General features: G+C 58.2%; 15 protein-coding genes and 3 pseudogenes. 6 read left to right on the forward strand and 12 right to left on the reverse strand.

Features of this window, described 5'->3' with window-relative positions; genetic code table 11:
• The 3 genes and pseudogenes from AC0L3U_RS34755 to AC0L3U_RS34765 form a co-directional block, all read left to right on the forward strand.
• Window positions 1-519, forward strand: a pseudogene (locus AC0L3U_RS34755) (MmgE/PrpD family protein); the annotation flags it as partial.
• A 151-nt stretch (window positions 520-670) separates the two neighbouring features.
• Window positions 671-751 (forward strand): annotated as a pseudogene (locus tag AC0L3U_RS34760) (TIGR00701 family protein); the annotation flags it as partial.
• A 1,168-nt stretch (window positions 752-1,919) separates the two neighbouring features.
• Window positions 1,920-3,197 (forward strand): aminotransferase class I/II-fold pyridoxal phosphate-dependent enzyme, encoded by a 1,278-nt coding sequence (locus AC0L3U_RS34765; RefSeq protein WP_259219143.1) that lies wholly within the window; start codon window positions 1,920-1,922, stop codon window positions 3,195-3,197.
• An 83-nt stretch (window positions 3,198-3,280) separates the two neighbouring features.
• On the opposite strand, the pseudogene AC0L3U_RS34770 reads toward AC0L3U_RS34765, so the two are convergent.
• The 5 genes and pseudogenes from AC0L3U_RS34770 to AC0L3U_RS34790 all read right to left on the reverse strand — a co-directional run.
• A pseudogene (locus tag AC0L3U_RS34770) lies at window positions 3,281-3,600 on the reverse strand (ATP-binding protein); the annotation flags it as partial.
• 907 nt (window positions 3,601-4,507) lie between these two features.
• Window positions 4,508-4,753, reverse strand: a complete 246-nt coding sequence (locus AC0L3U_RS34775) for an ATP-binding protein (protein WP_259219144.1) — start codon at window positions 4,751-4,753, stop codon at window positions 4,508-4,510.
• Window positions 4,754-5,532: 779 nt separating this feature from the next.
• Window positions 5,533-6,129 (reverse strand): hypothetical protein, encoded by a 597-nt coding sequence (locus AC0L3U_RS34780; protein WP_259219145.1) that lies wholly within the window; start codon window positions 6,127-6,129, stop codon window positions 5,533-5,535.
• 401 nt (window positions 6,130-6,530) lie between these two features.
• On the reverse strand, window positions 6,531-7,721 hold the full coding sequence (locus tag AC0L3U_RS34785; RefSeq protein WP_259219146.1) for a pyridoxal phosphate-dependent aminotransferase: 1,191 nt from the start codon (window positions 7,719-7,721) through the stop codon (window positions 6,531-6,533).
• Window positions 7,722-9,482: 1,761 nt separating this feature from the next.
• Window positions 9,483-9,821 carry a hypothetical protein gene (locus AC0L3U_RS34790; protein ID WP_310473299.1) on the reverse strand — a complete coding sequence of 113 codons (339 nt, stop codon included), beginning with the start codon at window positions 9,819-9,821 and terminating at the stop codon, window positions 9,483-9,485.
• A 452-nt stretch (window positions 9,822-10,273) separates the two neighbouring features.
• Here AC0L3U_RS34790 and AC0L3U_RS34795 point away from each other — a divergent pair, with 452 nt between their 5' ends.
• From AC0L3U_RS34795 to AC0L3U_RS34805, 3 genes are all read left to right on the forward strand, one after another.
• The gene (locus AC0L3U_RS34795; RefSeq protein WP_259219147.1) at window positions 10,274-10,525 is read left to right on the forward strand and encodes a hypothetical protein; all 252 of its coding nucleotides are present in this window, start codon (window positions 10,274-10,276) and stop codon (window positions 10,523-10,525) included.
• Between the two features lie 465 nt (window positions 10,526-10,990).
• Window positions 10,991-11,950 carry a D-2-hydroxyacid dehydrogenase gene (locus AC0L3U_RS34800; protein ID WP_259219148.1) on the forward strand — a complete coding sequence of 320 codons (960 nt, stop codon included), beginning with the start codon at window positions 10,991-10,993 and terminating at the stop codon, window positions 11,948-11,950.
• A 499-nt stretch (window positions 11,951-12,449) separates the two neighbouring features.
• Complete coding sequence (locus AC0L3U_RS34805) at window positions 12,450-12,659, forward strand: helix-turn-helix domain-containing protein (RefSeq protein WP_374762389.1); 210 nt, start codon at window positions 12,450-12,452, stop codon at window positions 12,657-12,659.
• Between the two features lie 663 nt (window positions 12,660-13,322).
• Here AC0L3U_RS34805 and AC0L3U_RS34810 read toward each other — a convergent pair.
• From AC0L3U_RS34810 to AC0L3U_RS34840, 7 genes are all read right to left on the reverse strand, one after another.
• On the reverse strand, window positions 13,323-14,141 hold the full coding sequence (locus tag AC0L3U_RS34810) for a transglycosylase domain-containing protein (protein WP_259219149.1): 819 nt from the start codon (window positions 14,139-14,141) through the stop codon (window positions 13,323-13,325).
• 885 nt (window positions 14,142-15,026) lie between these two features.
• The gene (locus tag AC0L3U_RS34815; RefSeq protein WP_259219150.1) at window positions 15,027-15,191 is read right to left on the reverse strand and encodes a hypothetical protein; all 165 of its coding nucleotides are present in this window, start codon (window positions 15,189-15,191) and stop codon (window positions 15,027-15,029) included.
• 791 nt (window positions 15,192-15,982) lie between these two features.
• Window positions 15,983-16,297 (reverse strand): hypothetical protein, encoded by a 315-nt coding sequence (locus tag AC0L3U_RS34820; RefSeq protein ID WP_259219151.1) that lies wholly within the window; start codon window positions 16,295-16,297, stop codon window positions 15,983-15,985.
• A gap of 1,304 nt (window positions 16,298-17,601) precedes the next feature.
• A complete protein-coding gene (locus AC0L3U_RS34825) occupies window positions 17,602-17,925 on the reverse strand; it encodes a hypothetical protein (protein WP_259219152.1) in 324 nt (107 codons plus the stop codon).
• Window positions 17,926-19,164: 1,239 nt separating this feature from the next.
• Window positions 19,165-20,193, reverse strand: a complete 1,029-nt coding sequence (locus AC0L3U_RS34830) for an LLM class flavin-dependent oxidoreductase (RefSeq protein ID WP_259219153.1) — start codon at window positions 20,191-20,193, stop codon at window positions 19,165-19,167.
• A 214-nt stretch (window positions 20,194-20,407) separates the two neighbouring features.
• Window positions 20,408-21,484 carry a histidinol-phosphate transaminase gene (gene hisC, locus AC0L3U_RS34835; protein ID WP_259219359.1) on the reverse strand — a complete coding sequence of 359 codons (1,077 nt, stop codon included), beginning with the start codon at window positions 21,482-21,484 and terminating at the stop codon, window positions 20,408-20,410.
• 674 nt (window positions 21,485-22,158) lie between these two features.
• Window positions 22,159-23,271, reverse strand: coding sequence for a branched-chain amino acid ABC transporter substrate-binding protein (locus AC0L3U_RS34840; protein WP_204513558.1), 1,113 nt, complete (start codon window positions 23,269-23,271; stop codon window positions 22,159-22,161).
• Between the last annotated feature and the right edge of the window lie 157 nt (window positions 23,272-23,428).

A 23,428-nucleotide genomic window follows, 5' to 3' on the forward strand; every position in this document is an offset into this window, starting at 1 on the left:
GCTATCGACGCGATCCTTTCCATGCGTCGGCAAGGGGACGAGATCCGGAAGCTACGCATCGAGACGTTCGACCAAGCGATGCGCCTTGCAAATGAACGCGCCCCGAGCAGCTTGGAGGGGGCGCAGTACAGCTTCTATTTCGGTTGCGCACTGGCCGCGTTGTACGGGCGAGAGGCTCTTCAGCCTGTTCGGCTGGAGAGCCTGACTGACACACGCGTGCTTGCCTTGGCCGCGCGCATTGAGCTAGAGCCATCGTCTGATTTTGCTTCGGCATTTCCAGCCGGAACGCCGGCGCGCGTTGTACTCGATCAGGGCAAAGGACCGGAAGAAGCGATCGTGCGCCATCCCCTCGGAGATGTCGCAAATCCGTTATCCGTCGAACAAGTCGTGGAGAAATTCAGGAACATCGCTAAGCAGAACATTCATCCGCGGTGGCAGGAACAGATTCTCGCAGCAATCGGCGGCCTTGAAGCCGCAGGTTTTCTGCCGCTTCTGGCTGCCCTCCTGCGATCGAGTTGAACTCGGGGGCGTCCCGAACGGAGCGCTAGCAGTAGGCCGTTTGCCCGCGAGTGTACCTCGGCCGCCACTCACAAGTGCCTCTCAAGCTGCTCAATGCGGAAAAGTTCAAACGCATCCTTGAACTACACCATGATGCATGACGACGGTCAGCCCGGGGCTGTTTGCTTATCACTGCGAGGCCGAGGTCGGCTCAAAACAGTCTGAAACCTTCAAGGTGATGGAACGTTCCTTGTGTTTCGCCACCGACAGAAGATTCACAGATCGGCGTGAAGGTGCGAGCTGCACCGATGAAAAGATGAGAAGTCGAGCAGATGCGGTCGGTGCGGCCGAGCGTGAGGGTTGGAAGCGGCTGGTCCGGGGCCGAAACACGCCGTAGAAGGTGGTTTGGATAGTACGGATCGCACTGGTGGCGAGTGATGTGCTGAGGGCGCAGGCGATTGCTATGGCGGTAGACAAGGGCCTGCTGACCGCCCGCCGCTTGGCCCCATCGCTTTGTTGCCAACGCCCTGGACGAGCTGTTGAACCGTGTAAAGCGGCCGTCGAGCGGCTCCGGCCATCAAGCGGACTGTACACATGATTCCGGAGGCGAGACCGTCAAACGTGATCCATTGGTGTGCGCAGTATAGCCGGGGCGGCAAGAACCTCCTACAGCACGCGTCCGGCGGATCTGGCATGCGCACTCAGGCCCTAAAAAATGTCCATGTCGAAGTCGAACGTTTCGGAGGAGAACTGATCATCGAAGATCACACTAGATGTAGACAGCCGATCACCCTATCAATCATTCGGCTTACCGCACTCACGATAATGGCTCAGCATGCTACCTGGGCCGCCGCGCGACTGATTGGCTGAGCCAAGTTCGCGTATTGCATCTCTCCGACCCTTCTCTGTTCTTGACCATTCGGCGCAATTCAGGCGTCCTATTTGGCAAGCCGGCTGCGCCGCAAGTGTACATCCGCTATGTCACATGTAGTGTGACGTCCGACTGCCTTCTAAGAGATAGTCGCTGCTGCACACGTGGTATTCGCCGCAACCGGAACTGTTGAGTGTCCAGTGCTGTCGTTATCGCTAACGCGCGCGCGGGCGGTCGTGCGTCTCACTGCGCGTATCAGCCGTGCCCGCATTGACGGCAAGACTGCTGTTACCGCGCGCAGCGGCCGCCTCGCACGCGAGTTCAAGCCGTTTTCGAACGGTCGACCGCAAATCAGTCTGTGAGACCCCTATTTGAATAGGTAGCTACCCAAACCACCTAGTCAGTAGTTTGGTACGTAAACTATGGGTCGAATCGAGCTGCTGCAAATGTGTGCAGGATATCCAGTTCGGTCGATGTCGCTTAGCCTGTCTTTCGCGCGCGCAGAGCTGAGCGATCGGTCGCAAGTCCTTAGCAAGCAGCGGAGAATGAAATGCAACCGCGGATCTCTACATCAGATTATGGTTGCGCGACTGAGAACCTTCGGAACGCCGCGTACGAGATTCACGAGAGCCTACCACATCTTCATTCCGCGCACATGGACGGCCTTATGCTCGCCCATGCATTTTCAATGACCGCCCCCACCAGTGCTCGGGCCGACGGTCTGCTTGGCGGTCGTAGGCAGGCAGTAGATTTTGTGCGATGCTCCTACTTGGGCCTCCATAATCACCCCTTGGTTGTCGCTGGCGCGATTGAGCTGATGCAGGCGCAGCGATCATTGGATTGGTCCTGCGACCGAACGCGGGTCGAATTCAATTTTCTGGGAGAGCTTGAAGAGACCTTATCGGAGATCTTCTGCGCGCGCGTGCTCGCGTTTTCCAGCGGCATGCTCGCTAATCTGGGCGCGATGCCGATCCTTGCTTCAGGCGGATTGACGTCCGGCAGGAAGCCCGTCGTCGTATTCGATCGCTCTGCACACATGTCGCTCGCGTATCATAAGCCGGTAATAGCTGATGAAACGCGCGTGGAAACGATCATGCACAACGACATGGACGCTCTCGAACGTTTATGCCGCGAACATCCGGTAGTCGCTTATGTGTGTAACGGTGTTTACCCATCGGGGGGAAGTGCGCCGATCAAGGAACTATGTCAGCTCCAAGAACGTTACGGGCTCTTTCTCTATATTGACGATTCTCATGGCATATCAACCTTGGGAGTCCACGGCGAAGGATTTGCTCGCTCTCGGTTTCCGCAAGCACTCAGCGAGCGAACGGTGATAGCAGCCTCGCTGGCCAAGGGATTCGGCGCATCGGGCGGAATTTTGATGCTTGGAACGGCCGAGCAGGAGTCGCTGTTTCGACGGAACTCGATTCCCCATGCGTTTTCGGCGGCTCCCAATCTGGCGGCGATTGGGGCCACCCTTGGGTCCTGCAGAATTCATCGTTCGGAAGAACTCGGCCAACTGCAGAGGCGTTTGGCGCAACGCGTCGATCTGTTTGACCGCCGTCTTGCTACCGCGCAGCACGGAAATTCACTTCCGATCAGAGTGATTGCGGTCGGATCGGCGGCCAGTGCGGTTGCGATCGCCAGAGGGCTTCTCGATGACGGATTCTGTACCTCGATGACGTTGCTGCCAACCCTATCTCAAGGAAAGACCGGGATTCGTGTGTGCATTACGGCGCAGCATGAACTCCGCGACATAGAGCGGCTGTGCGAGTGCATCTTGAAAGAGGTAACCGAAAAGACCGGAAAGCCTTACCCTCTGAGGTGATGTTTTGTTCAGCGGAGGAAATTCATGGAGCAGCCAAATATTTCACGGTGTCGCCGGCTGCTGGCGGGCAAGATGGAAGGTTGTTAACCATCAAGCCGCCCGACGGAACGCATCCGGTGAGATACGCGCTCATACTGGTTCGGTTCCGGCGCAAGACGGTGCAAGAGGACTTCCACGGACGGCTTGATGAGGCCGCTCCTTCGCATGGCGCGGAGCCGGACGATGTCGTCGTGGATGGTTAGCACGTGGCTGTCGGGCAAGAGCCGGTCGAGGATCGCGGTGCTCCATTCGGCAATGCTGCGGTTCGACGTCATAGCATGGCGCCGGGTTCGTAGCGGCGGCTGATCAGCCGGAAGAACAGATGGGCCGCCTCGGGCTCCGGCGGCGGGTAGCCGAGGTCGTCGCTTTGGCGAGGCCGGCGACCAGCGTCGTCGCTGCGGTGACCGACGCCCGCCGGACCAGCGTCATAACGCCCGGGTCTCTGAGATCAAGGTGAGATCCTCTATCCATTCCATCCGCAATGCGGAGCGTCAGTCGTTGTGTCGCCCGCAAGCGGCTCGGGGCGAGATGCATTTTGTTGTCAGACAACCTGATGCCTCGTTAGCGCTTCTGCCGGCATGGATGGCGGCTTGCGCCGCCGCGTCCTTTCGAATGATGGCTGACCCGCGGCTTCCGGTGGGTTGTCGGTTGGAGATACGCGTTCTTGCCGGTGCGCTCTTCCTCTTCCAGGGAAGCGTTCCGTTCGCGAGGAGGCTGTCATGGCGGACGCATCACGTCGGCAGGAGGATCTTTTCGAGAGCCCTCCTACACAGCAGCCTTCCAATCGAAGTCCACCAGGAGATGCTGTAGCTCTTCAAGGAGCTTCTGGCCGAAGTGCACACCGCAGCGCGGCCGAGACACGCGACATGGACGAGGAGGACATCACTTTGCCCGCGGTCAGCCATGGCCAAGAGGGCCGCCACCTCGCGCGTTTCCGGTCTCAGTACGATCTACCACATCCTGACCAATCCCACCTTTGCTGGCGCCTACGTCTTTGGGCGCTCGGGCAGTCGGGTTACGATCGAGGCCGGCCGCAAGATGAGGGCTACATTACGTGGGCGGAGTTCGAGAGTAATCAGCGCTTGATTACCGATAACGCCAATGGAAAGAACTTCATGATTCGTGGTACGGTCCGCGAGGCCCCTCTTGCAGGGCTCCTTCGTTGCGGGCACCGCGGTCGTAAACTTCACCTGCTTATAGCGGCACGCAACCCCGGTCGGCGCTATCATTGCTCGGGTAGCCAAATTAACTAGGGCGAAGACCCATGCATCTCATTCGGCGGCCTGCGCCTGGATTGCGCAATCAGCGCGGAGGTCATCGGACGATTGCAGCCGCTCGCGGATCTGCTTCGGATCGATCGAGGGCTGCGCCTCGAAGTCGAAGCCCGCGAGCTCCTTCACGGCCGGGACGTGTGCGAGCTTCAGCGCCATCTCGATGCAGCGATGATCCTTGGGCGCGATCTCGCGCTGGCACAGCAGGATCAGCGTCTCCCGCGTCAATAGGTTCGCGTGCGCCATCTCGTCGACCAGGGACGGATGCCCGACAGCTGCAATCGCGCCTGCAGGGCCTCGCGCCGACCGTCGGTGCTTCGGTTACCTTCTTTGCGCGCGCTCTCACAAGCTCCCTACGATCACTGTTTCGTATTCGACAAGAGGCGCAACAACTCGGACAGTTGAGAAGGCACCAACACTGTCGTCGCGATTTCCGGTCGGCAGACCACGCCACTGCAACCGGCAAACGCATCGAGGTGGGCGGAAATCGACGATCCGCAGCCCGGCGACCTTCAGATAGCTTGTGGATCGCAACCTGCATGCCATGGCGGTGCACCTCGCCGGCCACAACCGTCACCGCCACGCGCTCGCCGATCAGCAGTCATGCACCGAGTAGCTGTTCGTGCCGATCTCGACGGCGCAATGGTTGCCGATAACGCGGGCAGTTCGCGCAAGGATTCGAACGGCGGCTGCCTGCCGAGCCGCTTCAACTGATGTGCCTCGTCACGCGCAAAGCGACGATGGCGCCTCGCCGGTTGTGCCGTGGATACGCTCGTTCGCCACTCTCGCTCACATTCGGCGAGATGCGGCTCGAATGCCTCCCAGCTCGCAAAAGAAATACTCGGCGACCGCGTTCATCTTCACGTAGCCGGGGCCATTCTCCGTATTGCCCTTCGTGCGCACCTGATACGGTCTGCAGGCGCGAGGACGAAGCCACAGTGCTTCGCGAACGCGATGAGGTTCTCGTTAAACTGAACCGACCGGCTCACCGCGTCGGGGCGCGCCTCGAGCGTGTGGATTGTCCATCAGCACTTTCTCCGGCACACCTCCGAAGGTCGTGAATGCACTCTCCAGTCTTGGCACCAGTGCTCTCGCTTCTCGGCCCGGAGCGCGCGGACATGCAGCCCCGCGCATATCGGAGCGTCGCAACGAATACGAATACTTTGATGTTCACGCCGCCGAGCTCGACCAGACGTTCCCGAAGTCGATCTGTAGCCGCCGGGCATGGCGAACCGCGTCGTCGCCCACGGTTTGGCCCTCAGCGCCTGGCGATAGGGCTGCACGGCGCGTTGCAGCGCTCGCCGGCTGACAGCCACGCCGTCGGTCAACAGCTCGTGGCGCACCACATCCCCATTGCCGCGGTGCCAATGAACTATCGCGCTGTCAGCCTTCAAGGCCATCGAGCCGCTTCGAGCGTTCAGGTGACTTGAAGGTTTCACCCTGCCCATCGCCATGTAGCCCTTCACCATGTGATGACTGGGGCTCGACTGTCGCGCAATCCGCTTCAGACCCAACCCGCACGCAGGCGCAACATCTCCGCCACGCACGTCATCCGGCGTCTTCATCGGCTGCCGCCGTGGATTAGTCCACAACGAGCTTTCCATGATTTGTTCATCGTTCATTCGCACTCTCCTCCGCTATCCAGGGAGGGGGCAATTCCTCGTGACGCCGGAGCGGCAGGGTTCAGCTGAGGATGCATCAACGATTTCGACGCACTCTCTGGGATTTTGCCGTGCGAAATTCGCTCTGTTCTCGGAGGGCTATTGCAACTGCGGTCTCCGTCCCTTCAAACCCAGCTGGGATGAGGCCATCGCAGAAGAGATCAGTTGGGTAAGTAGGTCCATGCGGAGCCGCGCGACGCAGCTCGAACTTGGGTCGTGACGGAAAATCGAACTTGATCGGTCATAGCCAGAGGAATTTCGATCACAACCTGCACGCTGCCATACTGTCGGCAGTGCTGCAAAGACCGGCGACGGACTCTCGCGCCGATGCTCCAGTCCGCGCATTTGGTAGACGCCGTCGTTCAGGTGATGGCCCGACGCCGGACGACACGCTCGGCGTAGCGGGACAGGCGCAGCGCCGCTTCGTCGATTTCCGCGTCGGTCGCGCCCAGATTGATTCGTAAATGGCCAGTGGCGCTCTCTCCAAAGCCATCAGCGGGTAAGATCGCCACACCCTCCTCGAGGAGCAGTCCCTTGGCGAACTCATGTGCCGACAGACCGGTAGGACGTACATCCAACATCACGAACATGCCGCCTTCCGGCGGGTGGCAGCACAGGAGGGGAACGGATTCCATCCAGCGGCAAAGCCGATCACGGCGGCGGCGATAGGCAGCCTGCACCTCGGGCATGCCGTGCGGAAGCTGCTCCAGCACCACGATTGCCGCGTCCTGCAAAAACGTGGGAACGCCGTAGGTCGAGCAGATGGCCACTTGACCAGCATGATTTGCTAATTCCTGCGGGCCGATCAACCAGCCGAGCCGCCAACCGGCCATCGCATGGGATTTGGAAAGGCTGCGGATTGTGATCGTGCGCTCCGCCATGCCGGGAAGAACAGAAGGTGAGACATATTCTCCGTCGTAGACGAAGTCGCTATAGACCTCGTCCGAAACCAGCCAGAGATCGTGATTGCGGCACAGAGCCGCTATGGCCGACAGTTCCTCTTTCGTATACACCGCGCCGGTGGGGTTATTGGGCGTTGCCAGAAAGATCGCGCGAGTGCGCGGTCCCATAGCCACTTCCATATCGGTGATCAGTGGATGGAACTGGTTGCTCGCCGGCGAGCGGATGCTGACGATCTCGGCGCCAGTAGCCGCAATGGTGCCGGGGTAAGTCAGATACATCGGTTCGGGCACCAACACCTGGTCGCGCGGCTCCAGAAGACACAGGGCGGCACTGAGCAGGGCGTTCTGCGCACCTATGGTGACAACCACCTGATCTGCATCGATCGTTTGCCCGGTCTTCTTGGCATGATGCCGCGCAATCGCCTCGCGGACGGCCCGGCCGCCCGCACAGGGGCCGTAATGGGTCCTTCCGGATGCGAGGCTATCATGCACAGCGGTAATAGCCGGCTCAGGACTAGGAAAATCGGTGTCGCCAACCGTCAACAGAATGACCCGTTCCCCGCGGGCGCGCTTTTCCGCAGCCATAAAATGCACGTCCCAGGCAGCCGACGCCTTGCCGATCATCTGGTGGATTCGGGAAGCGTAACGCATGGTGAGATTCCTTCACGGAGCTAAAAGTAGAGAGATCTATGCGGTCGTCGGATTCCAAGGGCGCCATGCGAACCGCCCGCAGCAGCCTCCAGCGTTCGAGTGGAGCAATCTCGCTGACGTTGAACTTGGTACGATGATACGCGACCGCCGCTCGCTGCGAATGTTCCGATATTTCTCTCCGTAATCGAACGTCGCCATCCTGCAAGCCTTTCGCGCCGCCTGTCCTTTCATCGCACAGATGTTCAACACATCCGTAATGCCTTGGTAAGCGCCAGCCAAGCGCATGAACAGGTAGTAGAAGGGGCGCCTACGCACAGGAGATATTCCCACATCGAGCACTTTGGCCAGAATGACAACAGGCCATCCATCTTCGCGCAGCTGATGTCGTATTCATGATGTGCGACCACGACCCGGGCGGCAACTCGTGCCACCGGACGATCTAGGCGCCTTAAGCATATGGGTAATCTGGTTCGTCGTCATCGATCCATCGTCCGATGTGTACGCCGCCATGAGCCTGCAGCTTCGGGGATCTGCGTCGAGTGACGTCGGACGAACCGCCGTGTCGAGCCGAATTGAGTTCACTGGCAACTCCGTAATCGCGCACAAACGCGCAGTCTCCCCTTGTCGCATTTCAATGCTGTCACCAGGTTAGAATGTACCAGAGGAGCCGTCACATCGCGAATTCGATGACATTTTCGAAATTGATCAAGTGGGCAGGAACCCTGCCACATCTAAGACGGCCATGAAGCAACTACTATGTAATGGCTGCTCGGCGGCTCGCGTCCGAAGCCAGGGCTGGTGAACACCTGCAGAGCATTTCGATAATCGCGGCGAGCCCCGTGCGTTGTACCCTTAACTTCTGCCGAGCGGCAGCAACAGGTTGCGGTAGTCGCGCGGGTCCGTGGTGGGCCTTCCCTCGCCATCGATGATCCGGCTTTGGGAATTTCTCTCCGCGCCCCATCGCCAGGCCGAGGTCGCCATATCGAGCAAAAAACGGAGCCTCGAGATTTGAAAGGATACTCAATCGAGACCAGGTTTGTGCCGAGCCGCGCCTCCCGTCCGCCGAACGGCGCAACATAATAAGGTGAGCGGCATCGGCAGCCGCGAGGCCGATCGTGCCCGCGCTTGCGGCTATCAAGGGATACGCGGCGGGCCGTCCCACATGGCTTCCAGAATACGGTGTAGGCCGCGACAGCGGTGGTCGAGGATTCCTTTGCGGTGGTCCAATGCACGCCCGGCATCTTGAGCGACTCGATATAGGCCGAAATTGCGGTGACGGCATGACAGTCGTGGCTGGTCAGGTTGGCATTCACACAGCCGGTAATCACAGCTTGCGCCTCCTCCTGCGAGGCGCCGACGGCTTGCAGTAGCGCCGTACAGATGAATGAGACGATCGCCATGACTGAAAAACATCCCCACCGGGCAAGCTCTGGCTCGCCGATCGCACTAGTAGAGACCTCCTCAATTAAGGCCACTCTCGGAGACAGTTTTGGCCGATGCAGCACGCAATGCAAATTGCTTGCCGCCAGCGCGCGTCAGACTTGTCCAGCTGAACCCAAACCCTCAACCGCACCCGCGAGTTTCTCCCAAGGGCCACAAGTGACCAGCGGTCGACGCCTATCCGATCTCTGATACTCAGGCGCGAAGTCTAGAGGCCGGTTCGTGAATGGTCACTTCTTCTGTTTTGGTAGTCCACGCCTCGCGTGTGAAGCGCGTGTAGCCTCGACCAAATCTACATTCTCTTAGCGGGGAAGATCGACCTCAGCGCCTCGCTGCCGTGATGATCACAGAGCCTTGGGACTGTGCAAAAGCACGACCACTCCACTGTAGGAATTGCGCAGACGGATCACGTCGCGCGTTGGGGCAGGCAAGCTGCGTATTGGCGGGAATATCGAGTTCGATCTCGCGCGACACCTCGAAGATGGTCTGTGAACAATGACCATTCTCGAGCAGCGCGTATCTGAGCGCTTGAGCGCGACTCACAAACAGACCACCAAAAATCCCGCTCTGTTCGCGGGCAACCCAGTTGCCACGGCGGTTCCTACCAACAAAGACGACCGTTCCTTCGGGGCTGCATGAAGGAAGTTCGACGAGCTCCATGTCCATTGTCCTTCGATGATCTTCAAACCGTATGTTCCTCAGCCGGCACCCTCCCGATCCAAACTGTAGCTTCTCAAGAATGCTACGCCTCAAAATGCCTGCTGCCTTATCGCGCTAAATAGCTGTTCATAGAATGTGGATTCAATGGGCAAGGTGATGCGGATCACAATCGCCAGCATAGGACCACATCTTTCACCAACGTTGCAACGGCCCGGTGGCTTGAGTCGTTCATGAGGTTCAAGGTCATCGTGCAGTTGCGCCAACGAGCCGATCGCCGACGTGAGGGGAGCCGGAACCGCGCAACCATCTTTTCCGGACTCCTGAAGTTTGTAGCAATCACGACTTAACTTCGCCGCTCTGCGCTACCAACCGCAAACTGCCAATACGAGTCAATCTGACAAGATTCATCGACGAGTTCTGAAACGATCCCCACCGCTCGGCGACGCCGTCTCATGGAAGCAATCGGCGTGCCACGCTGTCAGTATCTGATGCGCGCCTTTCTTGACGAGAAAAACAGTCACTTGCTGCGCCCATTGGATCGCGGCTCATTTTTGTTTACTTCTCAACATCAGGGTCTTCAATCGAGCATGAATGGCCACATGAGATGGAAGATGATAGCCTCGCCCATCGTCCCAAGCTGGAAAATCGTCTTGACTATGAAAGGCCTAATGCGTGGCGAAGATGCGCTTGGCACCGGTGCGTAATTGGGCCTCAATGGTCTATCTCCCGCGACCATCCTAGCGCTGGAAAGATCCGCTGACGGCCACGCAGAGGAGCTTTGAGAGAGTCGAGCTCGCAGCGCCGGCTAGGTGTTTAGTTCCCCTCTCGCAGCGACAAGAGGGAAAGGTACTAAATGACGGTTGCTGAACGCTCCCGGTTTCATATGCGATCGCTTCCTCGGCTCCAGCCTCAAAAGAATTCGGAGGGTCGATCCTCGTCAGAGGGCCTTTTAAGCTCCGCTCAGAATGAAGAAAGTTCAACCAGGTCGAAGCTGCTCAATGTTTCGACTGAAATCAACTCGGCACTGCCGTTCCGACTCGTCCGTACGACCCGTAGGGTGCCGAGTTATGCGTTTTTGTACACTGGCGTCCATGAAGATAAGTAACACGCCGCGCACCTGCGGCGAAGGGCTTCACGTTCGTTCAAACTCTTGATCTAGGAGAGAAAACATGGCCGAAGGCCCAGCGCTTACCATAGTCGTCAACGACTCTGCCGCCGATTCGTTTGTCCAACTTATAGGAGAGCGCTTTCCGCAGGTCCGCGCGATCGTGGCGCCGGACCTCGATCTGTTAGAGCGACACATAGGGGAGGCGGACGCGCTGCTTGCCTCTCGTTTCCCCGTTGAGGTCCTGGACCAGGCTAAGAAACTGCGTTGGTTCCAATGCACTTGGACCGGTATCGATTCGATACTTCCCATCCGCCACAGGGTCGCTCATATCAGCGTAACGAATGCGCGCGGTATTCAGGGCGACATAATTGCGGATTACGTGATGTTCGGCGTGGCGATGCTGCATTGGGATGTACGTAGGCTTCTACGTGAGCAGGCGGAGCGCAAATGGAAACCCTCGATTGTAGCGCCACTAGCCGACAAAACGCTCGGCGTTGTCGGGCTGGGCTCGATCGGGGCAACAATTGCCCGGCGCGCAAAGAGCGCGGGAATGACCGTAGTCGGTTCGCGAAGAAATATTTCCCTCCCGACCGAAGGTGTAGACCAATTGTTCGGTTCTGATGAGCTTCGGGACTTGCTGCCGCTCTGCGATTTCGTCGTCCTGGCCGTGCCGGCGACGCCGGAGACGGTTGGCATCATCGGCGCAGCCGAGATCTCGCGCATGCGTCGCGAGGCCTTCTTGATAAATATCGCCCGCGGAAATGTCGTCGTCGAGACTGACCTGATTAGGGCTCTCCGCGCTGGTGCAATCGCTGGTGCGATGCTCGATGTGTTCGAGCGAGAACCGCTGCCGCAAGACAGTCCGCTTTGGGATATGCCAAACGTCATTATCACGCCCCACGTGTCGGGAGTTCCGACGAACTATACGGAGCGGGTTTTCCCGATTATCGCAGATAATATCGAACGATTCCTGAAGGGACAGGCGCTGAGGAATCTTGTGGATCTCGGACGCGGCTATTGAGGGAGGTAGGTCACTCACAGCCGATAGGCCAAGCGCTACGAGATGATCGAACCAGCTCAAACTGGGTCTGGCACCCCTCGGCTGGCCCACCCACGCATAGATCTGGTTCGGATGCACCTCGTAGCGCTGCGCCAAGTCTGCCACCGTCCTTCCGCCGTGTCTTTCTTCGTCATCACGCCGTCCGTCTATCAAACGGAGCGGCCCTTTTCCAACTTAGCCTCTGGTCCCAAAATCGGGGTCCATTTCAAGGGGCCATGACGACAAAACTCTTGGGTCGCGGACCTGCTGACGCCAATATCAAAGTCTTGCCGATGTCGTAACCATTGCTGTAGCATTTACGACGTATGTCGCGTCCACAACGCTTACCGCAATCGGCACCTTCCCAGGCTGATCGGTACTTTCTAAAATCCCGTGTTGGTAGGAAAAATGTGCGAGCGCGTCGCGTGGTACGGCATTTGCTGATCTCCTTCCCAAGTCGTTCTCGGCTCAGGAGGAACACATGGTCGATGTGCAAGACGTGGTGCTGTCCGCGCGAGAAAAAGAGTGCTTGCGGTGGGTAGAGGAGGGAAAATCATCCTGGGAAATCGGGATGATATTGAAAGTTAGTGAGAATACGGTCAATTTTCATCTTAAGAATGCGATGAGAAAGCTGGAAGTGACCAGCCGAATCCAGTGTGTTATAAAGGCGCGCCGCCTCGAGCTTATTTGAACTGTGGCCGGGCGCTGCTTCGATCAAAGCGACGCCCAGCGTCAGGTCCTAGAACGACTCCGTTACATTCCGATCCCGCTACGAAATAGCGACTTGCGCGACCGAAGCGGCGCTCCTGGGACGAGATTGCTCCACTTCATCGCGGCCCTCCACTTGGATGCCTGCGATTAGATTCAGCCGCGGGCTCGAAGGCGGTGAAGCTGCCCGCGAACGCAGCCCGCGATGGTCGCAGACATCAACGAATGGGCCTTCGGCACGAACCCGTTGGGGACGTTCGTGGCAAACATGCCCTTGCGAGGAATTGCTGTTGGGCGAAAAGCCCGATGCTCTGCGACTCCGATCGCGGCCAACAGCGTGTGGCGGCCGTACAGCGCTGAACGTGACCGCCAAAGATGAGCCGCATCGGCCCAGGGGCATAACTGGCGGATATCGTCCGCGGCATCGCCCCGGGTGGGATCTGATCCCTGATCAAAAAATGCGCCAGATTATCCTGGTATACAGCGCAGCAAACCTTTCGTGTGGGAGCTCGGGTGTGTTGAGAGATGCAAACGCGATCCAACCGTCCTTTAACTCCTGACCGGGCTAGTGATGCGGCGAAGGTTTATACGTTTGTTGAAGCCACAACGGCCGACGTGCGCTTTGAACGCGCCCAGCTAAATAACCTCACTTTGGACTCTTCAGTGGGGCCTCCTCGGGGTTGTATATCAGGCGTGCCGGATAGTGCTTTGCGCCAAACACCTGGTCATCAGTCATGAATCCGGTCTCGACGAGCTTTTCGAGAACCAGCGTTGCACGCTGACGCGCAGTCCAAACAGCAATGTGCGAAACTTGATCGGGCGGCACATTTACCAGGCCAGCAAGCATGGCCGCTTCGCTAAGGTCGATATCCTGAACCCGTTTTTGGAAATAGAGCCGTGCCGCATCGCTGACGCCGAATATGCCGGCTCCAATCCGCACACGGTTTAAATAGATCTGTAGAATTTGATCCTTCGTGAGTCGAAATTCGAGCCAAATAGCGATAAGTCTCTCGTGAATCCTGTCCTCGAAAGTTCGTCCATTTGACGGGAATAGCATTCTCGCAACCTGCTGGCTAATCGGCGGGTGTACGCCCTCTGTCTCTGGCCTGGCATGGAGCGAACGGGCGATAGCGGCAAGACCGATACCGAAATGGCTGTAGAAGCGATGATCCTGGGTTGCAAGCGTCGCCTTGATTAAGACCTCCGGAAGCTCTTTCAGTGCAATCGTGTTATGTGTCGCGCAAGCGCTGGTCGGACTCGTCCGGCATTCTGCCGGAAAGACTGTGCGATCAAAGCCGTCGCCCCGATCCCGACTCGCGGTTTCACGAAAAGCCGGGATCGCCACGATAAATGACAGTATCAGGCCGACGACCCCAAATGTTAGAGCTTCCGAAAGCGGCTCGACGATTCCCCAACGTAACGATCGGCCAACAAGCCGCGCGCCCCGCATCAGCTCTGTAAGCATAGCGGCAATTGGACGGATACGACTGGCTCTGCCCACTATACGGTCTTGGATCGCGGACGTCCTGCTTCGCGGCATCATCTGACTCACCTGCTTCTTTCATCTATCTGGAGTTCGTGTCGGAAAGGCGTCCCGCTGTCGACATGGCACTCCGTTTTCCTCTTCCAGTGACAGCGCGGTGAAGAAAGGGTTTGGGGGAGCCCCCAGCAATTCTGGACGCGCGAGACGCTGCCACTACGACGCAAAGTAACCGTTACCAATCGCGCGTCAGCTGCACCTTCCCGAGGCCATGAGGTCACCAATCCCGCAGGTAGGAGGGGACCGCGGGCCCTTAATCATTCAGCTCTCACGCGCTATTCTCGAGACCTTGAGTCTGCAACATCCGATACTGGTTGCCAGCACGCGGGTTGCTCGAGCGAGCGTCACCAATCGGCATCACGGCTGAAGTTATCGGTTTGGGTATATGAATGCTCGGCAATCCGGGGACTTTGAATGGCAGTCTCGCAAGAGCAACGGAGTTGGCAGACGCGATGTAAAGCCGCGCACACTCTCGGCGCCTTCGACGACGCCAGCTGTGGACGGCGTAGCCGGCGCAAGAGCCGGCGACAAGGATCAGAGCGAAAACCACGAATGCCATCATCGGGAAATATCCACCTCCGGCGCGGCTCACAGAGCGCAAATGTGCTGTGTAGGAATCATGGTGCAGGCAGGCAATGACTCTGCGGCGAATCGAACTGATAGTTGGTACAACCTGACGCTAGGTGTGATTCAAGTCCGTTTAAGGGGTCTTGAGGGGGATCACCGATCGGGATCACGCGGGACACTCTGTCAGGAGACCAGCCCTCGATTAAATCAGGTGCTCGGTTTTGTAACTAGGGAGCACACGGCCTAGCGTGCTTGCATATGTCCGTTGCGCCAGAGAAGCTGCATAACTCCGGCGTCACTGCCGTAATCGCCGCTAAACTGCGGAAAGCCATGACCGCCGTCCAACTGAAAAGTTTGAGATTGCAGCCGATTGAGAGCGTTCATAGGAATCTGGAAACGAAGAGCCATCCCGCGAAGCTCCTAATAACGGGGCTTGTCAGTCTGCCATCAAGATCGGCCGGAAGTTAATCCTCCGCCGCGATTTGCGGAAGTGGGCCTTCTGTTGCCGGACAAGTCTGCGCCTGCTCACACAATCGATGATTGTGGGTTAAATCCGCAGCCTGCGAATCTGGCCCAGCCCTTGCTCCAGTCAGGGACCAGCGCTGGCTCACCAGAAAATGCGTGAAATCCGATGACTGACTTCAGAAGCGCTGTCGGGAATGATGTCGCTCAGCAGTCGGGCCCGCGCTTTCCAGCAAGGCCGGCGATGATGCTTTGATTTGCGACAGGGTCTATGGACCTGTGAGGATCTTTGCGGATCAGGTTCTAACCGGCCCGCCAAGGTCATCCCGGCAGTTCGAGCTTGAGTCGAAGCCAGCGTCCATTCCGATATAGTAGCTGCTCTATTCGTAGATCGCAGCCGTGACGGCCTGCGGAGGCTTGGTCTATAGACGCTGGACGGCCTGCGCAGGCAGATCAGCGCCGAATGCGGGAGCCACCGCGTCAAGCGCTACAATACTCACGCGAGCAACAATTTGTTCATTTCTGTCCTCACGCCTGGAGTGCCCCGCCCCTCGTGCATCTAAACAACGTCCGCGTGAATTGCTGTACCAGCTTCGAACCAGTTGCGCGTAAAGCAATGTTCGAACCGAACGCTGCGCAAAGTGTCGGACGTTTCAGGTCATCTCCACTGCGCCCCAATGCTTGGTCGCATGCGGGCACAGCTAGCCTTCATGCGGACGAAAAGTGGGCTGCTGATGTCAGCGGATAAAGGACAGCGCAAGCCAGATGATGCCCAGCCAGACTGCAATGCAGAAGAGCAAAGCGCTTTGCAACATCGTCGCTCGTATCTTGTGACGCCATCGAAGGAGTTGCGATGAGCAACCGGTGAAGCGCCGACCGCGTACAACAGCTATTACTTCTTCGTAATCTGCAAACCGAAAGTAAGAGCGATGCTTGCGAATATACGACAGCCGCTCAGTGGGTGAAAGGCACTGTGCCCAAACCTCCCATGCCTCATCATCAAAACACGCTCTATTCTCAAGGACTTCGACGAGGCGTTCGTCACGCTTCATGATGCATCCGCTGTACTGTCTATCGCGGATCGAGTTTTACAAAGGAAGCCTCACCTTCGAAACCTCTCAGGTTAGGTAGGCGAGTTCAGTGAAGCGAGCCCGGCCAAAAGGCATCCGTCACGGCCATCGCAGCGTTGCACGCGAGATGAAAGTCGAAGTCATTGCAAGGGTTCTGGGGGCCCTCTTCTCGTCCAGTGCGGAGGGCAAGCATCGAGGCGCTGTAGATGCCGAAGGAGAGTGAACGGGACTCCTTGTCGGCGCTGCCGCAATCGTGCTCGTCGCGGCATTCAGTTTAAGCGAGCGCCAAACATATCTTCTCCGCGGTTCGCGCCGGCGCTGATTGGATCCGGTTGGGCAGTAGCTTCCGCATATGCGAAGAACACACAGATGTGCGTTGTCACGCCGGGACCGGTTGCGAATTCTCCGCCGCCGATCCCGATGATCGGGGAATGGCCGACGCGCGATCTTCTGCGCAGAAGTCGCGAGTCAAATCGGCTATCAATCTCACGTTCCACGTGCTCTTGAGACTGTTTCCACGTGAGCGCGCGTGCCTTTGCTCTGCCGTGCGAGTCTGCACTGAAAAACTGGCGATGGAGGGGCGTTCGCACTCGCCTGGCGGATCGGCAGTTTCCTTGTTTGAGCAGGGCCGAATGCAGCGTTGGAAACCGCGGCGTGCGGGAACTCGGAGCGGCGGCGGAGCAGAAGTTCCGGAATGAAAGTGAGCACCATAGAACCGGGCGCGTTCACGCCGTTTGCGAGAACGCCAGCTGCGCGCAGCGTAGCCCAATCCAAAGCCGCCGAAGAAGATGATAGTGAGAAAAGGAGTGCTGTTGTCATATCGATGTGTAAACCAGAGGATGCTTTACTGTGGTACGTCACACCGCCGCCATCGGTGGTCGACTAGTTGGCCGCCGCTAGGCGGCTTCTCCCTCGTTCCTACAACGTGACGCAACGTCCGATTCAAGTCCCACTCCAACCAAAATGCATTCTCACTCGAGGTGGCCTGCAGCAGCAGTGTGGGCGAGCCCGGCACATCCTGTCGATGCGCGGAACAGCCCACGCCGTAATCGTTGCAGGAAGCGCCGTTCGTTAGTGCTGATACTGTGGTTGTCAGAGATCTTCGATTCTGCCGGCGGCATTGCCCCATCGCCCCGGGCCGCAACGGAGAAGACCTTCCGTCGGAACTGTAAACGTGGACGAGACTAGAGATCTCACTGCGCAGTCGGCGTGCTGTTACGACGCCTGGACTATTTGCGTCGGGCAGCCGCAGGCGGTCGCGCATCGCAGTGCAAGGGATACCGCATTCATCCTCTGAGATCTCCGCCAAGAGGATCCTGAGTGCGGCGCGGTTCGCTGGTCATGAACATTTTCGTTGCAAAATCGAGCGACCTGTATGCTCGGTCGCGGACCGCCTGCGACAAATCAGGAGTCGCGTCGATCGCGGCGCGCGCGTCGCTCATAATCTTATGCTTTGCAAAAACAAGCTTCGCGTCTAGCATTACATGAAGCGTCTCTCGAACATCAGGTAAGATCAAGCTGTCGCCATCGATCAATTCTCGCAGTTTCCAAAACATGCGCTCGGCTGCTACCAACGACCCGAGGACTGTCATCAGTCTTGGCGACATCATGGACCATCTCCTTCTCCGCCCATATTCTCGCGACCATCCCAGCGAAATGAGATGTGCCTCCGCTTGGCACCGTCGCGCCAGCCGCCCGCTGAAACGCGATGACTGGGATACAATTGTCCTGCTACGCCTCGCGGGCGTGTGACGCCGCCTGCTCAGGGGTGCCCGCAAACCGTGCGATTTGCGAGCAAGGGCATTTATTTTCCCCTGCTCCCCGGGCCGCATTGGGGCGCATGCGCGGGCTCACCTCCAAGACCGACATCGAGGCTGGTTCTGATTACCACAATGCGGCCAGCGCGCATCGGAGTTGGACGTCTCCCGCCAGGCTCTATGCTGCTCCGCTTGTTCACTGGGATCGCTCTGTTAACCAGGCGAAATTGAGTGACTGAACCCGGTCACGCAAAGGTGGTCATTCGATCTCCCGCCGCTCGGCGCGCCCGCGCGCTTGTGATTGCATGAGTGCATCGAGATCGAGCCTCCCGATCTGGCGCGATGGTGTGTCGGTCGCGCGCTACCTTGAGCTCGATCGATTGTTGCCTCTCCATCGGCTGCTTAAACGCACATGCCGTTTCCTTGTGCCGGATCCGTATCTCGGATTCCGTCTCTCTTACTCTTCTCATCACTGCACGGCTATGCTGTGCAAATCGTGCATTTCACCCACCAGCGGCCACCGCGCTTCTCCGCGCGCAACTTGCCGCGGCGAATCCGAGAGAGCACAGCTTCGGGGCTTATGTGGTTCATCGCTGCGAACCGTTGAACAGAGAGGTAGTCCGTATGCAGAAGTGGAGGGGTGCTAATGCCGTGCGCAGCCAGCAGAATGCGCAGCGAAGCCAACTCCGCGAGCACGAGCTCAAGTTTACGCGCGATCTCCTCCGTCTGGTCGGAGCGCTGCCGGGACCGCGTCACGAGCGGCTCGCTCTGGCGATAAGCCACACCTTGGATTCGTGTCGAACGCGATCAGCGAACTGGCGCGCTAAAGCGGGATCGGCGTGAGCTAACTCACCTGTCCAAGCGAGCCGCTGTTGGGGCAATGCCAACGTACGAACATGAGAGTCAGGCCGTTTACTGCCGTTAAGCGTCCCTGTCTGGTGATGTAGTTGAAAGGATCTCATGCGCGTCAAAGACACTTGAACCGTAAGAGTGGCCTGAACGATGCATCCAGCTGCGGGACTCATCGGCCTTGGTGTTGCCATTTGTTGCTAGGTCAAGAGCGAACCTATGGAATCGTAGTTGGGGTCACCATCAGTGCTCGGCCGCTATGAGCTCGGAGTGAATTGCAGTTGCTGTGTTGAGGCAGGCATCCAGTGACAGAGATCCGAAGGCGACCTGACAAAGGAGATAGTTGGCGCCTGCTTCTTCCACATGATCGAGAAGAGTTTGGCGCACCGAAGCGCGCGTGCCGACAACGCACAGTTCACTCTCAATTGCGGCATCCAATGTCAGGGGCAGGTTGGACGGAGGCGGGATGTCATTGAGGTCGTACAGGAACTTAAAGCTCTTGAGCCATGTTTCGTAGGCTGGCGCCGCGAGGGAGCGGGCGACTGCTTCAGAGCCGGAAACTACGACCATGCGGAGCAATGCGAGAAATGATGCTGCGCCGCTGGCAACACCCTTCGCCTCTCGATTAGCGCGATAGACATCGGTTATCTTGCGAACGGCAGAAGAGGGGCCCATGCACGCGAGATTGGCGCCAATTGTCGCAGCCCAGCGGGCTGAATCTGGCCGATTTGTCGCAATCCACGTCGGGGGGCAAGGATGCTGGTGTGGTGATAGCGTCAAAGGGACGTCGCTCAGCGCAAAATGCTGCCCTTCGTATGTGAGCGGGCCGCCATTCATCGCGCCAACGAAGATTTGAGAAGCTTCCTCGTAACGGCTCGAGGCGACATCGGCTCCAATGCCAAAATAGCTCAGTTCGATCGGCAGAGAGCCGCGACCAAGGCCGACCTCAACCCTGCCGCCGCTCAGGTGATCCAACATGCAGATCTCCTCGAATGCACGCAGCGGGTGATAGAGGTTGAGCAGCATGACCAAAGGACCGACGCGAAGTCGCCGTGTGCGTTGTATTACGCTTGACAGAAATAAATTCGGCGACGGACCCAGTCCATGCGGAGTGCAATGATGCTCCGCCAGATGATAGGCATAGAAACCGAGCCGGTCGTAGGCCTCCGCTAGGGTAAGGCGGTCAGCGTACTGCCGGGTGATATCGCGGCCGTCTTCGTCAAGATGATCAAAGATGCCGCAGGTCAGGTTTGAGGGAACAACGTTTCTCACTCAGTTATCTCCTATTTAGACACGACCGGAGTCCGCCGGGTCGGGAGTGCAAGAGGCGCTCGCTGGCAATGCGCTGTATTATTGCGAAGCCGTTCACAAAGGGCGTAATGCGGCGACTGGAGAAAAACTGACTCAGGGCTGCGTCGCGAAGCTGCATCATGTGTGGGTCCGGATCGATTACGACGGAGATCTGTGAGATGAGTGGAAGGGACCACTAGCCACGACATCCCACTTTCCTAAGAATGCTGCCGACGGCCGCAAGAAACGCATCCATCTGACGCTTTGTACCGATGCTAACCCGAATGCACTCTTCCAGGCCGGCATCCGGAAAGAAGGCAACAAGGACTCTCTGGTCTTGCAACGCCGCCTGCCACCATCTGCCACCCTGGCCTACCGGCACACGGGCGAGGAGGAAGTTCGCGTGCGAAGGCGTTACAGAGAACCCAAATTCAGTGAGGGCGGCGGTTACGCGCTGGCGCTCGAGCCTGACGTGGCGATGGTTCTCCTCATATGCGTCGCGATGCGCAAGGACGCTCATCCCCACGGCGTGAGCGACCACATTCATATTGAAGACATTCTGGATGTTGCGAAGCCTCCCGATCAGCTCGGGATGGCCGAAACCGAATCCGACGCGGATGCCAGCGGCGGAATAACTCTTGGAAAATGTGCGCAGGACCACAAGATTCGAATGTTGCTCAACGAGGCGTAGGCCGTCCTCAGGTGCGAAATCGACGTAAGCTTCGTCCAGTACGATCAATCGGTCAGATCGTGTAACGAGGCGTTCGATCTCGGCGAGCGGAACAAAGGTCCCGGTCGGATTGTTCGGATTGGCCAGCAGAATGAACTTGGCATGTTTAGCCGAACCGAAAAGCAGCTCGTCCATCGGCAAGCAGTCCGGTTCAGACCAGGGAATTTCAATGAAACGGGCCCCTTGCAACATGGCAAGCTTGCGATTGAAGGAAAAACCCGGCGACATCATTGCGACCTCGTCGCCCGGAGCAAGAAAGGCTCTGTAAATGAGGCTGAGCAGTTCAGACGATCCATTGCCAGCCATCACGCGATCAGTTGCAATGCCATAGGCAGCTGCGGCCGCTTGCCTCAAGCTGACATTGTCGTCTTCTGGATAGCGGTATTGCAGCTCGAGAGCTGCAATTGCGCTTCGCATCACGACGCCTGGCAAAGGAAAGGGGTTCTCGTTCGTGTTTAGTTTCACGCAATTGTTGTCGGTGGTGGGCCGCCCGGACGGTAGAGCATTCAATTCCCGAGCCACCGGTGAGAGCGCGGAAAGCATAGTCTGCAACTTTGCATCCAAAGTGGTGTCTCCCCTTTTTGTCCACGAGAGTAGTTGAGGGCGTTCGGCGAGCCTACGTGGGTGCGGGCGCTTTGTTCGGACCCGAGAAGCGCGAGGCTCGCGTGAATGTGAGTGTTGGGAGGCGGACTTGGCTCTAAGGGCCGTACCGGATCAGACTCCGTCTCAAGGTCCGAAAGCGATCAGCACGGATCAGGCGTCGCACGGCGTTTTCCGAGCCAATACCTGCTTCCAGGAAAGGGATGGAAGGCCACGTCCCTCGACCGAACAGCGCAGCTAACGATTGGCTCGAACTCGCGCAATCCGCAGACGGACTGCGCGTGACTGACATCGTTTCACGACGTACGTTCGTTCTAAAGAGGTCCTGACAGCTCACTCCCGAGAGCGAGGCGGGCATCAATTTCACTGGCTGGAAGAAGACACCGGTCTTCGTCGGCCTTACGAATGTGGATGTGATGCTCACTGCAGTGGCACTAGACGAATGGGAACGTACTCTTCGGGCGGCCCTGCGAGCGCGCACGATAGCTGTGATAGCATTGCTGCGAGGGTGAGAAATGCTGCGACTGCGGCGATTGCGAGGCACGTGAGGAGCGCGTAATCGATATATCGAGGATGGTTCATCATTCGAACGCTTCGTACGGTGTTGGCACGGGCGGTCAGTTCTGCTCGACCGCTTCGACGGTATTGTCGCGCCAGCGGTAAACGATGAAGCCAGGAGCGGCATTGTCTCCCTTGGAGTCGAATCTAACAGTGCCAATAGCCGTGTCGATTGACTCGGAGCGGAGGGCCGCAGCGACCCGCATAGCATCGAAGGTGCCGGCCCGTTTGACGGAGTCGGCCCATGCTTGAACCGCGGCATAAGCGTAGAGCGTGTAACCTGCGGCGGTTAGGCTCGAACCCTTGAGCTTGGCGACAGCAGCTGCGCCTGCAGCATTCTTCGTCGGGTCCGGCATAAAGGTAAAGAGCGTGCCGTTCGCGGCCTCGCCGGCAATGGCCCAAAAGTCGGTTGTCATCAGCGGATCGTTGGCGATCACGGTCAGACGTGCGCCCGCCTCCGCGGCTTGACGCACGATCAGGCCGATCTCGTTGTAATAGCCGCCGATATAGACGAGCTGGATTCCCTCTCGCTTCAGTCGCGAAACGAGAGCGGTATAATCCTTCTCGCCTGCAACGTAGCTTTGTCGAACAGGATGCTCGCCGGCTGCACGAAGGCGCGATTCAACGATATCGGCGATACCCCTGCCTGCTGTGCTCTTGTCGTCGAGGACTGCGAGCTTTGCACCTTGGTGATGCCGCGCGATGTATTCGGCGGCAACTCTGCCTTGCTGGTCATCGCGGCCGCAAATCCGAAACAGGGTCGTTAGGCCACGCTCTGTCAGACGGGGATTGGTGGACCCAGGTGAAATCTGAATTACCTCGGCTTCGGCGTATATGTCTGAAGCCGGAATCGACGAAGATGAACAGAAGTGACCAACGACGAGCTTGATTCCGTCAGTTGTCAGGCGATTGGCAACAGCGACAGCCTGCTTGGGATCGCATGCGTCGTCGGCGATTCTCAATATGAGCCTTGTGTCAGGCAGCAGACCCGAAGCATTTATCGAATCCACAGCTGCGGCCGCTCCATCGCGTATCTGCGCGCCGAGCGCCGCAGTGCTTCCCGTCATCGGACCCGCTATGGCAATGTAAACATCTTTTGCCCTGGCGCTCGAGCTCAGGGCCACGGAAAGGAGCGCGGCAGCTGCAAGCCTGTGAATGCGAAGGATCGTCATATATGACTCCCGTTGTCTCGCGAGACGACTTGGTCTGCTTCGCCATTCTGGTATGACGCGGCGGCCAACAATCTGGCGCAATGATGTTTGGATCGAACTCAGGTTGCGTACGAATAGGCTCAGGTTGTTGTCAGGTTAGGCCATAAGCTTCGGGCGG

The sequence above is a fragment of the Bradyrhizobium sp. Kon69 genome, assembly GCF_055807515.1.